Origin of the sequence: Kribbella sp. NPDC004875, from assembly GCF_042873375.1 — a bacterium.
In the GTDB taxonomy this organism is placed as follows: Bacteria; Actinomycetota; Actinomycetes; order Propionibacteriales; family Kribbellaceae; genus Kribbella.
This window is the reverse complement of sequence record NZ_JBIALI010000006.1, coordinates 304561-319335: the sequence shown is the minus strand read 5'-3', so window position 1 is coordinate 319335 and position 14775 is coordinate 304561. Positions and strand designations below refer to the sequence as shown.

General features: G+C 68.3%; 13 protein-coding genes, 1 other RNA gene and 1 pseudogene. 6 read left to right on the top strand and 9 right to left on the bottom strand.

What is annotated here, in order from left to right; genetic code table 11:
* Positions 1 to 7: 7 nt before the first annotated feature.
* Complete coding sequence (locus ACFYRH_RS31990) at positions 8 to 2320, bottom strand: M4 family metallopeptidase (protein ID WP_387783115.1); 2313 nt, start codon at positions 2318 to 2320, stop codon at positions 8 to 10.
* Between the two features lie 482 nt (positions 2321 to 2802).
* On the opposite strand from ACFYRH_RS31990, the pseudogene ACFYRH_RS31985 reads away from it, so the two are divergent.
* Positions 2803 to 3078: pseudogene (locus ACFYRH_RS31985) on the top strand (FHA domain-containing protein); the annotation flags it as partial.
* 470 nt (positions 3079 to 3548) lie between these two features.
* On the opposite strand, the gene ACFYRH_RS31980 reads toward ACFYRH_RS31985, so the two are convergent.
* Positions 3549 to 4043: a hypothetical protein gene (locus tag ACFYRH_RS31980; protein WP_387783978.1), complete on the bottom strand. Its 495-nt coding sequence runs from the start codon at positions 4041 to 4043 to the stop codon at positions 3549 to 3551.
* An 826-nt stretch (positions 4044 to 4869) separates the two neighbouring features.
* On the opposite strand from ACFYRH_RS31980, the gene ACFYRH_RS31975 reads away from it, so the two are divergent.
* The 5 genes from ACFYRH_RS31975 to ACFYRH_RS31955 all read left to right on the top strand — a co-directional run bounded on the left by ACFYRH_RS31975 (position 4870) and on the right by ACFYRH_RS31955 (position 8843).
* On the top strand, positions 4870 to 5577 hold the full coding sequence (locus ACFYRH_RS31975) for a hypothetical protein (RefSeq protein ID WP_387783977.1): 708 nt from the start codon (positions 4870 to 4872) through the stop codon (positions 5575 to 5577).
* Between the two features lie 68 nt (positions 5578 to 5645).
* On the top strand, positions 5646 to 6077 hold the full coding sequence (locus tag ACFYRH_RS31970) for a MarR family winged helix-turn-helix transcriptional regulator (RefSeq protein ID WP_387783113.1): 432 nt from the start codon (positions 5646 to 5648) through the stop codon (positions 6075 to 6077).
* On the top strand, positions 6074 to 7270 hold the full coding sequence (locus tag ACFYRH_RS31965) for an epoxide hydrolase family protein (RefSeq protein WP_387783111.1): 1197 nt from the start codon (positions 6074 to 6076) through the stop codon (positions 7268 to 7270). Before ACFYRH_RS31970 ends, ACFYRH_RS31965 begins: the two co-directional genes overlap by 4 nt.
* A gap of 127 nt (positions 7271 to 7397) precedes the next feature.
* Entirely contained in the window at positions 7398 to 8045 is a 648-nt protein-coding gene (locus tag ACFYRH_RS31960; protein WP_387783109.1) for a GAP family protein, read from the top strand.
* 9 nt (positions 8046 to 8054) lie between these two features.
* Positions 8055 to 8843, top strand: a complete 789-nt coding sequence (locus ACFYRH_RS31955; RefSeq protein WP_387783107.1) for an SDR family NAD(P)-dependent oxidoreductase — start codon at positions 8055 to 8057, stop codon at positions 8841 to 8843.
* 4 nt (positions 8844 to 8847) lie between these two features.
* Here the strand turns inward: ACFYRH_RS31955 and ACFYRH_RS31950 are convergent, their stop codons facing one another.
* The 7 genes from ACFYRH_RS31950 to ftsX all read right to left on the bottom strand — a co-directional run bounded on the left by ACFYRH_RS31950 (position 8848) and on the right by ftsX (position 14774).
* Positions 8848 to 9750, bottom strand: coding sequence for an alpha/beta fold hydrolase (locus ACFYRH_RS31950; protein ID WP_387783105.1), 903 nt, complete (start codon positions 9748 to 9750; stop codon positions 8848 to 8850).
* Positions 9751 to 10021: 271 nt separating this feature from the next.
* Positions 10022 to 10399: a transfer-messenger RNA gene (gene ssrA / locus ACFYRH_RS31945) on the bottom strand.
* Positions 10400 to 10499: 100 nt separating this feature from the next.
* Entirely contained in the window at positions 10500 to 11168 is a 669-nt protein-coding gene (locus ACFYRH_RS31940; RefSeq protein WP_387783103.1) for a YoaK family protein, read from the bottom strand.
* 16 nt (positions 11169 to 11184) lie between these two features.
* Positions 11185 to 11745 (bottom strand): DUF1707 and DUF4870 domain-containing protein, encoded by a 561-nt coding sequence (locus ACFYRH_RS31935; protein WP_387783101.1) that lies wholly within the window; start codon positions 11743 to 11745, stop codon positions 11185 to 11187.
* Positions 11746 to 11843: 98 nt separating this feature from the next.
* Complete coding sequence (gene smpB, locus ACFYRH_RS31930; protein WP_387783099.1) at positions 11844 to 12314, bottom strand: SsrA-binding protein SmpB; 471 nt, start codon at positions 12312 to 12314, stop codon at positions 11844 to 11846.
* A gap of 21 nt (positions 12315 to 12335) precedes the next feature.
* Positions 12336 to 13778: a M23 family metallopeptidase gene (locus ACFYRH_RS31925; RefSeq protein ID WP_387783097.1), complete on the bottom strand. Its 1443-nt coding sequence runs from the start codon at positions 13776 to 13778 to the stop codon at positions 12336 to 12338.
* An 84-nt stretch (positions 13779 to 13862) separates the two neighbouring features.
* Positions 13863 to 14774: a permease-like cell division protein FtsX gene (gene ftsX / locus ACFYRH_RS31920; RefSeq protein WP_387783096.1), complete on the bottom strand. Its 912-nt coding sequence runs from the start codon at positions 14772 to 14774 to the stop codon at positions 13863 to 13865.
* Between the last annotated feature and the right edge of the window lies 1 nt (position 14775).

Genomic DNA, 14775 nt, shown 5'->3' with positions numbered 1-14775 from the left:
CAGCTGGTCAGCTCAGGTTGAGACCCGTGTCGTCGATGACGAACGAGGTCTGCAGGGAACTGTCCTCGGTGCCGGTGAAGCTGATCGACACCGTCTGGCCGGCGAACGACGAGACGTTGAACGACTTGAGCGAGTAACCGCTCGCCTTGTTCAGGTTCGAGTACGTCGCCAGCGTGGTCGAGCCGGCCTTCACCGTGAGCTTGTCGTACTGCGTCGACGTGGTGGTCTCCGCGGAATCGATGTGCAGGTAGAAGGACAGCGTCGCCGAGCATCCGGCCGGGATCGTGACCGACTGGCTCAGCGTGTCGGTGTGGGTCTGGCCGTAGCCGTCGAGCCACGCCTTCCAGGTCCCACCGTGGGCGGGCTGGGAAGCGGTGTTGTCGATCACCCCGGTCGACGCCGACCACGGCGCCGCCGTACCGGTCTCGAAGCCCGGGTTGCCGAGCTTCTGGCCGGAGCAGCTGCCGGTGCCGCCGCTGATCGTGAAGGTGAACGACGTGCTGCCCGAGCCGCCGGCACTCGCGGTCGCCGTCGCGGTGACGTTGAAGGTGCCGCTCGCGGTCGGGGTACCGGACACGGTGCCGGTGGACGAGCCGATGGTGACGCCGGCCGGCAGACCGGTCGCGGACCAGGTGTACGGCGCGGTTCCACCGGTGGCGGTCAGCGTGAACGAGCCGATCGCCGTACCGACGGTGCCGGTCTTGTTGCCGGGGTTGCTGACCGTGACGCCACCGCTGGTGCTGCACGTCGGGTCACCCGACTGGGCCGGAACGCTGACCGCGTCCCACGCAGCCTTGACCGTGTTGAACTCGGTGCAGCTGCCCGGGTACAGGTTCTTCGCCGCGGTCAGGGTCCAGGTCCGGTACTTCAGGTACGAGCTGCTGCTGGTCTTCATCAGCATCGCGTTGTACATGATCCGGATCGCCTTCTGAATGCCCAGACCGGTTACCGACGAGCTGTTGCAGGTCGGCACGTTCGGGTTGCCGCCGCTGCCCTGCGAGAGCAGTACGAACCAGTGGTCGCCCGGACCGGCCGCGGCGTGCACCTCGGAGCCGGGGATCGAGCTCGAGTAGCAGTTCGGGTCGCCGACCGCCGACGGGTTGTACATGTTGCGGATCGGGCCGCTGCCGACCAGGTTGACCTCTTCACCGACGTAGAAGTCCGGCGGGTCGTAGGCCGAGCCCTGGTTGCTGTAGAACTCGGTGGCCGCGCCGAACGTGTCGGCGACGAACTCCTGGGTGCCGCTGCCGGAGATGCCGCCCGGGGTGTGGTCGTCGATACCGTGGCCGAGCTCGTGGCCCACCACGTCCATCGAGCCGATCCAGCCACCGGCCGTGTTGTGACCGACCTGCACCTGGGTGCCGTCGTAGTACGCGTTCTCGTCGTCCAGGCCGACACGGATCGGCCAGCCGCCGCCGTTGCCGTCGAAGCCGTTCCGGCCGAGCCAGTCGGTCAGCATGTGCCGCTCGGTCTGCGCCGTGAAGAGCGCATCGACGCAGCCGGTCTCCTTGTTGCTGGCGGTGCCGTTGCCCCAGTTGTCGTCCGGGCCGGAGAACGTGGTGTTGTTGGCCGCGTCCTGGCAGGACTGATTGGTGGTGTTCGGGTCCTTCATCGAGTACGTGCTGCCGGACAGCGTGGTGTCCAGGTGTACCGGGTTCGGGCCGCTGTACGCCGCCGTACCGTTGCCGGCCATCACGTGTTCCTTGGTACCGAGCACCTTGCCGGACTGCGCGTCGACGTACACCGACAGGCTCGACGGGTCATGTCCGTTGCTGCCACTCACCCGCGACTGCCAGGCGAGCTTCGGCGTACCGTCCAGGGCGTAGACCGACAGGGTCGGCGTGGTCGAGGAGTCGACCCGCTTCAGCTGCTTGTCGGCGGTCTTCTGCGCGGCACCGGCGGTCACCTTGGCGGCCGTCGACAACTCGGGTACGGCGGTGCTCTGGGCAACCGACGTGTACTTCACAGCCCCCTTGGAGTCGGTGACGACGACGAAGTCACCGCCGACGACCGGGAGGCCCTTGTACGAGCGCTCGTACGGGACGTACTGCAGCCCGGACTGCTCCGAGATCACCGGCTTCGCGGTGAACTTGTCGTCCTTCGAGGCGTGCAGGGCGCTCGGCCGGCCGGCGACCAGCGAGGACGCGGAGTCGGCGGCGAACGTCTTCGACTGCGCCTGCGAGGGCCGGGGCGGCGGGGCAGCCTGCGCGGCGGTGGTCGCGCCGGCCGCCGACGTACCGAGTCCGGCGAGTGCTGCCGCCGCGAGGCTGGTCACCCCGAGGACGACGGCAGGCTTTCGGGAACGCTGAAACAAGACCATTGGTATTGGTCCCTTCGCGAGGTACTGAATGATGAACTCGCTTCGCTCGTTCATCGGGTGCTGGGCGGGTTGCGCCTTGGCCGGGCTGCAGACGGTGCACCACTCCGCCTGGGACCTCCGGCCTGTCCATCGGTTCTGCTGCGGAAAGCCCCCCTTTCATCCGTCCCCGATGAATCGCGCGGGCTGGACACTATGCCCGGCGTCACACCCGAACAAGGCGCTGTCGTGCCGTTGGCACCCCCATGACAACTGACCGCGTTGTCATCGCTACCAAGAGCTGACAAACCCTTCCGGATCCTGAGATTCATCACGATCCGAGGGGGGTGGGTGCCGAAATGAAGTTGCGGAGTCAGCGACCCGCTGGTGGTCTGGGGCGGGTGTGGATGGCAGAATCGCGCAGACGAGTTGGCTGCCGCGGGGGCGACGACGCCCCTGGTACGGCGCGACGGATCGCGATCAGGATGACGCCGGCTGGGGTGTGAGTGGAAACCGAATTCGTGCTGTCACTCGGTGAGCAGCAGTGGACGCTCCCGCCCGGAACCGACACGTTCACCATCGGCCGAGCCTCGAACGCCGACATCCGGCTACAGGCCGACGACCAGATCTCCCGCATCCACGCGCGCCTCACCCGCGACGACCCCAGCACCTGGACCCTCCACGACGAGTCCCGCAACGGCACCGGCCTCAACGGCCGCCGCCTCACGGCCCCCACTCCCCTGAACACCGGCGACCGAATCCACATCGGCCGCTCAGTCCTGACCTTCTACAAATCCATCACCCCCGACGCCCACCACTCCTCCACCCCACCGCCGGAGTCCACCCCACCTGCCGCATCCCCGGCATCCCCACCTCCCGCAGGCTCGGCACACGCCGCATCAGCCGCAGGCACAGCAGCCGCACCCTCCGGTCCCGCCGCAGGCGACCCCGGTGAAGCCAGATCCTTCGCAGACAGTGCATTCGCCGGCGGCTCGGCGTCAGCCGGCCCGTTCACCGACAATGGGCCGGCGGGCAGCGCGTCCGCACCGTCCGGTCCCGGCGCGGGCGACCCCGCTGTGCCCAGCCCGTTCGCCAATTTCAGCATCGACCCTCCCGCCAACCGCGTCGCGCCCAACCCGGCGGCAAGTGGACCAACTGGGTACGACGCACCTGGCGCCGACCAATACCCGCCCGCCGGCGGCCGGTGGGCCGACCCACAAGCACTCGAAGACCCCTGGCCAAACGCCGGCGATCACCCCGGAAGCGCCGCCCAAGGCGCAGGCGAGCCATACGCCGGCGACCCGAGAACCTCAGCGCAGCCCGCGAACAACACGTACGCCGACAACTCGCCGCAGGCGGCCGACGCACACAGCGAAAACGCGGAGTACCCGGCAAACGCACCGCACCCCGCCCGCGACGCGGCCCCCACAAACACACCGTTCCCAGGATCCGACGCGGCCCCCGCCAACTCGCCGTTCGCGCCGCGCGACGAGAACGCCGCGAACACGCCGTACCCCGGAGCCGACGCCAACCCCGCGAACTCACCCTTCCCTGGCGCCGACGCAGCCCCCGCCAACTCGCCGTTCGCGCCGCGCGACGAGAACGCCGCGAACACGCCGTACCCCGGAGCCGACGCCAACCCCGCGAACTCGCAGTTCCCTGGCGCCGACGCGGGGCCCGCGAACTCGCCGTTCGCGCCGCGCGACGAGAACGCCGCGAACACGCCGTACCCCGGAACCGACGCCAACCCCGCGAACTCACCCCTCCCTGGCGCCGACGCAGCCCCCACCAACTCGCCGTTCGCAACGCACGACGAGAACGCCGCGAACACGCCGTACCCCGGAGCCGACGCCAACCCCGCGAACTCGCAGTTCTCTGGCGCCGGCGCGGGGCCCGCGAACTCGTCGTTTGCGACGCGTGGTGGGGACGGTGGGGAGCCGGCGTACGGCGGGCGTGGTGGGGATGGGGCGGAGGATGGGTACGACGGGGATGGGGTGTTTCCGGGGGACGATGCGTCTGTCGGGGACGACGGGTACCTCGGGGGTGTTGGGGAGTCTGGGCCTGGGCGGGGCGACTCGGGTGAGCGGGGGTACGGGGCGGCTGGGATTGTGCCGGGGTTCGAGGATGTGCGGGACGGGGAGACGTGGGCGGCTTATCCGTCGGCGGATCATCCGGAGCCGGCGCGGTCGCCTTGGGAGGTTTCGGGGCGGATCGATCAGTCGGAGCCGAACTGGAACGAGTCGGACAGCTGGCCCGACTCGAGCGGAATGGATCGCCGGGGCGCGGATCGGCGCGCTGGAAAGGATCGACGCTCACCTGGTGGAGATCGGCGGTCAGCGGATCGGCGTACCCGCGGAGACCAGCGCGCCGACGAAGACCAGTACGGGTACGCCGCGGGACAGCTCTCGCACGGCGTAGACCCAGGCCAAACCATCGGCCCCGGCCCGCACCAAGGCCCCAACCAACGCGGAACGGGCTGGAGCCAGCGCGACACCGGCGCAGATCAACCTGAAAACGGCGCGGACCAACGTGGACCCGGCGGCGACCAGCGGCGGGCCGGCGCGGATCGGCGGGTGGCTGAGTTTGGTGGGGATGACGAGGCCGTTGGGACGGTGCGGTTGCCTCGGGTGCTGATTGCGGCCGGTGGTGTGATCGTGCTCGGGCTGATCGTGAATCTGATCGTCACCTTCTTCTCCGACGGACCGAGTGGCGCGCTGCGGTGGCTCGTGCCGCCGGGGATCGCGCTCGTGGTGGGGATGGTGCTCGCACTGCTCGACGCGGCCGCGCCCAAGGACGAGCGGCCCGGCCGGTTCGACGTGTCGATCCTGATCGCGATCGCGGTGGTACTCGTCGGGGTCGGCGTCGGCGGGTTCGCGGTGACCGCGGGAACGAAGTACGTCGCCGGCTACCTGACCGGCAACGAGTCCGGCGCGGACCGGCTGATCAAACCCGTGGCGAAGACCGGCTCCGGCATCACGATCACCGTCGAGAACGTCACGTACACCAGCCATTTCACCCGCGTCGAGGTCGCGATCCGGAACGCCGGCAAGGAGCCGTTCACGATCCCGATCGACGGTGCGACGTTCACGGCGGCCGACGGTACGGCGTTGCGCGCGGACAGCGGCCGGAGCGCCTGGCCGGGAAAGATCGCCGCCGGCGGTACTGAGCACGGCTCGATCACGTTCAAGGGCCATCTGCCGGACAGTGCGACCGCGGCGGCGCTGACGTTCAAGTCCGGAAACACCACGTTCGCGGTTTCCGGCGTCACCCTGAGCAGCTGACCTGCCGCAGCAACCGGGCCGGACAACTCACGCAAAGATATACATCGAAAATTGATATAGTCGCCCGCATGACCGACCTGGACGTCGATCGGCTGACCACCGTCATCGAGGACTTCAACACGATCTTCATCCGGCTCCCCTCGGTGCGGAAGTTCAACTTCTCCACGCTGTCCGTGCTGCACACGCTCGATCGCCGCGGCCCACTGCGGCTCACCGACCTGCTGCCGACCGAGCAGCTCAAACAGCCCGCGCTGACCAGCCTGGTCGCGAAACTCGAGCAAGACGGTCTGCTGCAACGCCGCCCCGACCCGGCCGACGGCCGCGCCAGCCTGATCTCGCTGACGCGGTCCGGCCGTCAGATCGTCCGGTCCCGGCACGCGAATCGCGTCGCCAAGCTGACTCACCTCGTCGACCAACTGACCCCCGAGGAACGAGCCGTCCTCGCGGGCTCCGTCGACGTACTCCATCGCCTCACCGAGCTCGCCGAGGAGACGCCATGACCCCGACGCCCACACCTGTCCACGTACCCGACGACGTCCTTGACGACCTCCGTCGGCGCCTGCGCGCGACCAAGTGGCCGCGCGACGCGGGCAACGAGGACGGCTTCTACGGGGTACGCCGGTCCCAGCTGCAACCGCTCGTCGAATACTGGGCCGACGGCTTCGACTGGCGCGCCGCCGAACGCGCGATCAACGCGTACGAGCACTACCGCGTCGACGTCGACGGCGTACCCGTGCACTTCCTGCGCAAGCCCGGCGTCGGCCCGCGCCCGATCCCGTTGATCCTGAGTCACGGCTGGCCGTGGACGTTCTGGCACTGGTCGAAGGTGATCGACCGGCTCGCCGACCCCGCGGCGTACGGCGGGGATCCGGCCGACGCGTTCGACGTCATCGTGCCGTCGCTGCCCGGCTTCGGGTTCTCGACGCCGACGCGGCCGGACATGAACTTCTGGAAGATCGCCGACATCTGGCACGAACTCATGACGGGCATCCTCGGATTTCCGCGGTACGCCGCCGCGGGGTGTGACGTCGGCGCGCTGGTGACCGGGCAACTCGGCCACAAGTACGCCGATGAGCTCTACGGGATCCACATCGGTTCGGCGCTGAAGCTCTCGTTCTTCAACGGCGATCGCGGGTGGGACTTCAGCGGCGGGCACCCAATTCCGGACGGGTTGCCGCCGGAGATCCACGCCCGGATCCTCGAGATGGACCGCCGGTTCGCGTCGCATCTCGCCACCCATGTCCTGGACCCGAGCACGCTCGGCTTCGGTCTCGCCGACTCGCCCGCCGGGATGCTCGCGTGGATTCTCGAGCGGTGGCAGAAATGGTCGGAGGGTGACAAGGCGTTCTCCGACGACGACCTGCTCACCCACGCGACGATCTACTGGGCCGGCGATGCGATCGACACCTCGATCCGCACGTACGCGAACAACAACCGCTACCCGTGGACGCCGTCGCACGACCGGATGCCCGCGATCGAGGCGCCGACCGGCATCACCTTCGTCGGGTACGAGAACCCGCCGGGCGTCAGCACACCGCAGGACCGCGTGCAGAACTTTCTCGCGAGCGACCGGGCCGCCTGGTACAACCACGTCAACATCACAGCGCACCCGAACGGCGGTCACTTCATCCCCTGGGAGCTCCCGGCCGAGTGGACCGACGACCTGCAACGAACGTTCCGCGACCTGCGCTGACCGAGATCGCTGATCATTCCCTCAGGGTGATGCCGCCGCCTGGCGAATGACGGACCGTAGGCGCCAGGCGGTCCCCGCCGTGGGTGCACCTGGGCGGCCCGGCGTGGCGTCGCGGGATGGCGAAGTCATGACGTTCGACCTGATTCTCATCGGGCTCGCGATCACGCTCGAACCCCTGCCCATGAGCGGGTACATTCTCTTGTTGCTCAGCCCGCAGCAGGGCACCCGGAAAGGGCTCGGGTTCCTCCTGGGCTGGCTGCTCACCCTGGTCGGTCTGGTGGTCCTGACGCTCGTCTTCACCAGTGGCAAGCCGCCCGCGACAGGCTCGACACCGTCCACGGCGGTGTTGATCATCAAGATCCTGCTCGGCATTGCGCTGCTGGCGGTCGCGTGGCGAACGCGGAAGCATCGCGGCCGGCCGACGCAGCCACCTCGCTGGATGGCGAAGGTCGACGATCTCGGCTTCTTCGCGGCGATGGGAATCGGCTTCCTGCTCCAGCCGTGGCCGCTGGTCGCGGCCGGCGTCACAACGGTTGCCTCGGCGGACCTGTCGAACACGTCGACCATCGTCACGCTGACCCTGTTCTGCCTGCTCGCCTCGGCGAGCTACCTCAGCATGCAGACCTATGTGACCCTGAGGCGGGAACCCGCAAGGGCGCGGCTCGACGCCCTGAACCGCTGGTTGGGCGGGCACCGGGACCAGGTGGTGATCGCGGTGGCGGTCACCGTCGGGCTGTGGCTGATCGGAAAGAGCGTGTTTCTCCTCGCGACCTAGGCTGACAACATGCAGACGATTCTGATCACCGGTGCGACGGACGGTCTGGGACGCGAACTGGCCCTCCGATTGGGTACGGCGGGAGTTCGCGTCCTCATCCACGGGCGCGATGCGCGCCGCGCGGACACCGTACGCGCGGACATCGTCGCCGCGGGCGGTCCTCCGCCTGAGGTCCTGCTCGCCGACCTGGCGAGCCTGCGTGCGGTCGACAAACTTGCCGAGGGCATCACGGGCGAGCTCGACGTGATCGTCAACAATGCCGGCATCGGCGGCGGCCGGCCCGGTACGACGCGGGAGGTCAGCGCCGACGGCGTCGAGTTGCGATTCGCGGTCAACTACCTCGCCGGATACCGCTTGACCCGGCTCCTGCTCCCGCAGCTCGCGCCCAGCGGCCGGGTCGTCAACGTCGCGTCGGCAGGCCAGCAGGCGATCGACTTCGACGATCCGATGATGGAGCGGGGCTGGGACGCGTTCTCGGCGTACCAGCAGAGCAAGCTGGCGCAGATCATGTTCACCATCGATCTCGCCGCCGAACTCGACGGCGTCACCGTCAATTCGTTGCACCCAGCAACGTTCATGGACACCACGATGGTGAACCAGAGCGGCGTCAGCCCGATCAGCACGGTTGCCGAGGGCGCCGACGCGACGATGCGGCTGATCACCGCGCCGAACCTGCCGACCGGCCGCTACTTCAACGGTCTCCGCGAGGCGCGCGCGAATGCGCAGGCGTACGACGCCGACGCGCGCGAACGTTTGCGCATCCTCTCCGACGAGCTGATCGCCGGCGCACTGAACTGATCGGTTAGGTCGGCAACGGATTGGCAGTCGAGCGCGCGACACCGACGTCGTGCGCGACGCCGTACCCGTGCCGTTCACCACGCACCAGGTACTGCCGGATCTGCTGCGCAATCGTATCCGCGGCGTTCTCGTCCGGCGCGTTGTGATCGAGCCCGGGCAGGATCGCGTACTCCGCGTTCGGCATGATCCCGGCCAGTCGCGGCAGCACACCGGTCAGGTACGCCGGAGACCGCTCGCCCCCGAGCATCAGCGTGCGCGACGCGATCCCGGCGTACCGGCTGCCGTCGGAGTCGAGACGGACGATCTCGCCGATCTCGGCCGGCGTCAGCGGCATCAGGTCCCGCGTCTCACGTCCGCCCGGTCCGCGCAGCATCAGCAAGGAAATCGCCCAGAGCAACGGGGCCGCGTGGAACGGCAGCAGATCCGTGCCTTTGAGGAACGTCGTCATCGCCGCGACCTGCTTGCCGTCGCCGACCAGCCGCGTGAAGGTGTCCAGCCAACTGGCGTCGAACGAGCCGTCGAGACTGACGCCCGGCTCGTAGGCGATCAACGCGTCCAGCGGCCGCCGCAACCCCACGTGCAACGCGATCAACCCGCCGTAGCTGTGCCCGAACACCACCTGCGAACCGGTGTGCTCCATCACCGCCACGACATCGTCGACCTCGGTCCCCACGCCGTACGACGATCCTTGCGCCGTGCTCGCCCCTCGGCCGCGACGCTCGATCACGTGCACGGTCTGCGCCCCCGCCAACCCACGCGCCAGCGCCTCGTAGTGATGGGCCCGCCGGTTGTTCCCCGGGATCACCACCACCCCGGGGCCTGCCCCCATACTCAAAACTTCAACCGCGGCGTCGTCCCCCGCCACGACCAGGTCCCGTCGCCATGCACCCGACCGCACCCCACTCATCCCCAACCTCCCTGCTTCACGGCCCCACCATCCCCCGATCCGCTGGCACCCGGCTGACACCCCACTGACATAACCCGCCAGCACCCCGGTATCTGCCCAGAACGGCAAGATTCACGTTCCGGAACGCCTTTGCTCACGCCGAGTGACGGCCGCCGGTGGGCGCGGACCTGGGGACGTGTAGCACGAGCAGGAGTTGCGGGATCCGACACACCCGTGGTCGTACAACGAAGAAGTGCCTGGTCGATGTTGCTCTGACCAGGCACTTCTCGAGGGGTGGAGGTGGCGGGAATCGAACCCGCGTCCTTCGGCGTTGCTTCAAGGCTTCTCCGGGCGCAGTCTGGTTGGCGCTTTTCTCAGCCCCAGCGTTTTCACAGACATAGCGCTGACAGGCTCAGTCACTGTAAATGTCCCGTGCTAACCCCGTGACCGGGCTAGCAAAGCAAGCTCTCTAGCTGAGGCCAGGAACTGGGGCGAGAGCATCCCCAGGCTGACCGCTTCTTTAAGTGCTCAGGCCGTCAGGCGGCGAGAGCGAAGCTACTGCGGTTTGAATTGGCAGTTATTGGTTTCCAGAGATCGTTAACGAGATAACCCTGGATCCTCGGCCCGCTTCCCTTGGAACATACGTCCAAAGTCGAAACCGTTCACCCCCTGTTGAGTTGTCAAACTCCCACCGGCCCCGGGGGGCGGTGGAAGATCCACACTATCAAGTCCAACAGAGCACCCGCACCTCACATTCCCGGAGCCGGCCGTCAGCCGGCCGGGGCGAGGCGGAAGATCGCTGCGGCCAGCGCCACGAGGGTGCCGGCGAGGACGATGACCCAGGCGGTCGTGGCCTGGAGCAGGAGTGCGCCGACGGCGGCGCCGGCGAGCATCGCGGCGATCGAGCCGAGCCGACGGTACGGCTTGGCGGGGCGGCCGTTACCGAGCGTGTTGTCGGCGGCCAGCCCGGTCAGGGTCAGCGTGAGCACAGTGGTCGTCATGTCACGAGGCGCCGCGTGCCGGACGGTCGCGTTCTGCAGGCCGAAGCAGGCCGCGAGCGCGACGATCAGCAGGTACGACGTACCGCCGGTGGTCTCGAGGACGCCGAGGCCGACGAGCAGCCCGCAGATCAGCAGGACCCCCGCCTGCACCCCGAAGGCCGTCCCGAGCCAGCGTCGCGGCCGGCGCTCCATCGCGCGGGCCGTCCGCCCCCCGGCCAGCGACCCGAGCACGAAGCCGACGACGGCCACCACCGGCGGCCCGAGCCTGAACCCCGACTCGGGCGCCACCGCGAACCCCAGGAACACCACGTTCCCGGTCATGTTCGCGACGAAGGTATGTCCGAGCTTCAGATAACTCACCGCGTCGATCAACCCGGTCGCCGCGGTCAACCCGAGGAACGCCGCGACTTCCCACCGTGCGCCGACCGGTTCACTCATCCCAGCAGCGTAGGGCCTACTTGATCAGGCGCAGCGTGAACGGGTAGCGGAACTTCGCGCCGGCCGCGGTCGCGAGGCCGCCGATGCCGGTGAGCAGGAACCACAGGATGCCGAGGATCGGGAACAGGAAGCCGAGGAAGCCGTGCGTGAACCCGGTCATGATCCCGAGCAGCGCGAACGCCCCGAAGGCGGTCAGCTGGAAGTTCAGCGCCTCGACAGCGTGCCGGCGTACGGCGGGATTCTTCTGGCCGGTCGTGGCGACGACGAGCGCGGGGCCGACGAAGAAGGTCGGGTACCCGAGCCAGTGCGCGATCGTCCCCATCCCCCGGCCGTCACCGCGATAGGTCTGCACCGGGGCCGGCCGGGTGAACGCGGCCGGCGCGTACGTCGGGACCGGGCGCGACACCAGCCCGTTGAACGTACCGTTCAGCTCGGCCCTGGTCCGCGCCTTCAGCGCCAGCTCGAGCCGGGCGTCGAAGTCGGCGTGGTCCAGCCGACCGTCGGCGTACATTTCTTTCAGGATCTCGACGGCGCGGTCGCGTTGGGCCGGCGTCACCAGCAGCTCTGAAGTGGACATGCTTCCACTCTGCGTGTCACCGGCCGTGTGCCCCATCGGGTTCGCCCCGGACGCACCCCTGACCGGACCCGGAACGGCCGGTCGGCCTCCGGCCCGACCTAGCGCCGGCGCTCGGAGAGGGCCCGCTGGGCCTCGCGGTTCGCTTGGCGTTCGGCGAGGGCGTGGCGTTTGTCGTAGTCCTTCTTGCCGCGGCCGGTGGCGAGCTCGACCTTCGCGTAGCCGTCCTTGAAGTACAGCGACAGCGGGATCAGCGACACGCCCTGGGTCTCGACGGCGCGGATCAGCTTCTGCACCTCGTCCTTGTGCAGCAGCAGCTTCCGGGTCCGGCGGGGCTCGTGGTTGGTCCAGGTGCCGTGCTTGTACTCCGGGATGTGCATGCCCTGCAGCCAGAGCTCGTTGCCCCGGACCGCGGCGAACGCGTCGACCAGGGAGGCCCGGCCCTGCCGCAGGGACTTGACCTCGGTCCCGGTCAGCACCAGCCCGGCCTCCACCACGTCGTCGATGTGGTAGTCGTGTCGCGCCTTACGGTTCTGCGCGATCGGCTTCTCCCGGCCGGACTGTTTCACCATCCGGCCAGTATCCCAGATCGCCTACAACCACCCCATGGGATTAACCACGTTGCCGTCCTTGTAGACCATGAAGTGCAGGTGACAGCCGGTCGAGTACCCGGTCGTCCCGGACCAGGCGATGATCTCGCCGCGCCGCACCCGTTCACCGACATGAGCCTTGTACTTCGACAGGTGGTTGTAGACCGTGGTGATCGAGTGACCGCCCATCACTCCGTGTGAGATGAACAACCGGTTCCCGTAACCACCGTTGTAGTACTTGTCCGTCACCACACCGTCGGCGGCGGCGCGGACCGGCGTACCGCAGGGGGCGCGGAAGTCGGTGCCGTCGTGCAGCTTCCAGATGTGCAGGACCGGGTGGAACCGCATCCCGTACGGCGACGTGATGTAGCTGCTGACCGGGTATCCGAGCCGCCCGTCGCCGCTCGGCACCGGGTCCGGTACGTCGCGTGGCTTGCGGTGCTCCTTGCGCGCCTTCGCCCGCTCCGCCGCCTCGGCCTTCGCCTTCCGGGCCGCGGCCGCGGCCTTCTCGGCCTTCGCCTGCGCGATCAGCATCTGCTGGACGCGGTTCCGCTCCCGGAGCAGCGAGTTGTACTGCGCCAGCTCGGAGTTCTTCTCCTTCTCGGCGGCCTTGAACGCGGTCAGCTTGACCTTCGCGATCGCGGCAGCCGCCGCCCGGTCGGCCGCCACCTGCTTGGTCAGCTCGGTGACCTGCTTCACGGTCGCGGCGGCCTCGGCGCGGGCCGTCTCGGCGGCCTTCTCCGCGGCGGCGACCTGGACCCGCTTGCTGGCCAGCTGCGCCTGCGCGTTGTTCAGGTTGGTGATCGCGTTGCCCTGGATACCGAAGACGTTCCGCTGTACCTGCATCCCGGTGGCGATGTCGGCCGGCGCGGCACCGCGCAGCGCGATCGACAACCCGACCAGGCTGTTCTGCTGCTGGTACGCCGACCGTACGGCGCGACCCGCCACGGCGCGCTTCTCGCCGATCAGCTTCTCACCGGCGGCGACGTCCGCGACCGCCGTACCGAGGGCTGCCTCGGCGGCGGCGAGCTTGCCGGCGGCAACCGCATCGGCGGCCTTCGCGGCGGCGAGCTGCCCCTGCGCGGCGGCGTACCGGACCTGGACGGCCTGGTACTTCGTCACGGCCTGGTTGTACGCGGCAACGGACTTGCCGAGCTGGTCGGACGCGTCGTCGAGATCAGCCTTGGACTGGTTGATCCTCGAGTCGAGTTGTTTCTTCTTGGCGGCTGGATCCGGCGGTTTCGCCTCCGCGTTCGGAGCGGACGGAACCGCCGCCAGGACACCGGCGGACAGGGACAGGACAAGGCAGCAAGCGGCAACCACCGTCTGCCGGCCCGGCGGTCGCGTGCGTGATCGCGGGTACGGCGTGGCGGGGGTACCGGTGCTGTCGTCTCGCTTGATGCTCCCCCGCTCAGGCGGGTTCGCACCGGGGAAGTGCGGGACCACAGGTCGACCCCTTGCTCTGGATGAAGTTGTGCGGTACAGGAGTTACTGCTGTGACTCCTGATACTGCACGATAAGTCACCCGGGTCAGACTTTGAGGTATTTCCGCGTTGTGAGGAATGTCGGGATCACCGCGAGGATCAGGCCGACGACGACCATGATCAGGGTCGCGCGGAAGGTTTCGGTGGCGCCGACCCACTGCCAGACGCGGAACGTCTCCTGGGCCCGCTGCATCACCACGAAGTACACCCCGACCCACAAGGTGCCGCAGGCAAAGACCGCGCCCACCAAGGCGGCCAGCACCGCCTCCAGGAGGAACGGTAGCTGGATATAGAAGTTCGACGCGCCCACCAGGCGCATGATGCCGATCTCCCGTCTCCGGGCGTACGCAGCCAAGCGGATCGTGTTCGAGATCTGCATCAGGGCGGCGACCAGCAGCAACGCGGCCGCGATCAGCGCCCCGACTTGCAACCCGTTGAGGGCCTTGAACAACGGATCGAGGTACTGCCTGAGGTCCTGCACCGTGTCGACACCGGGGAGGCCGGCGACCGCGCTGACCAGGTTCTGATAACGCTGTGGATCCTTCAGTTTGACCCGGAAGGACTCCTGCATCTGGTCCTCGGTGACCGTGCTGACGATCGGCGAGTCCTTGTACAGCTTCTTGAACGAGTCGAACGCTTCCTTCTTCGACTCCGAGAACACGCCGTCCGGCGCGGTGTCCGGGTTGGTCGTGATGACCTGCTGGATCCGGTTCTTCTGCTCCTGGGTCACCTCGGCGCCGGAACAGCCGCGGCCGCCGGAGTCCTTGGTGCACAGGAACACCGAGATCTGGATCTTGTCGTACCAGTTCCCCTTCATCAGGTCGACCTGCTCGCGGGCGAGCAGCGCGCTGCCGAACAGCGACAGCGAGACCCAGATGGTGACGACGACCGCGATCGTCATCGAGAGGTTCCGCTTCAGGCCGATCCCGAGGTCGGAGAGGATGTAGTTCAGGCGCATT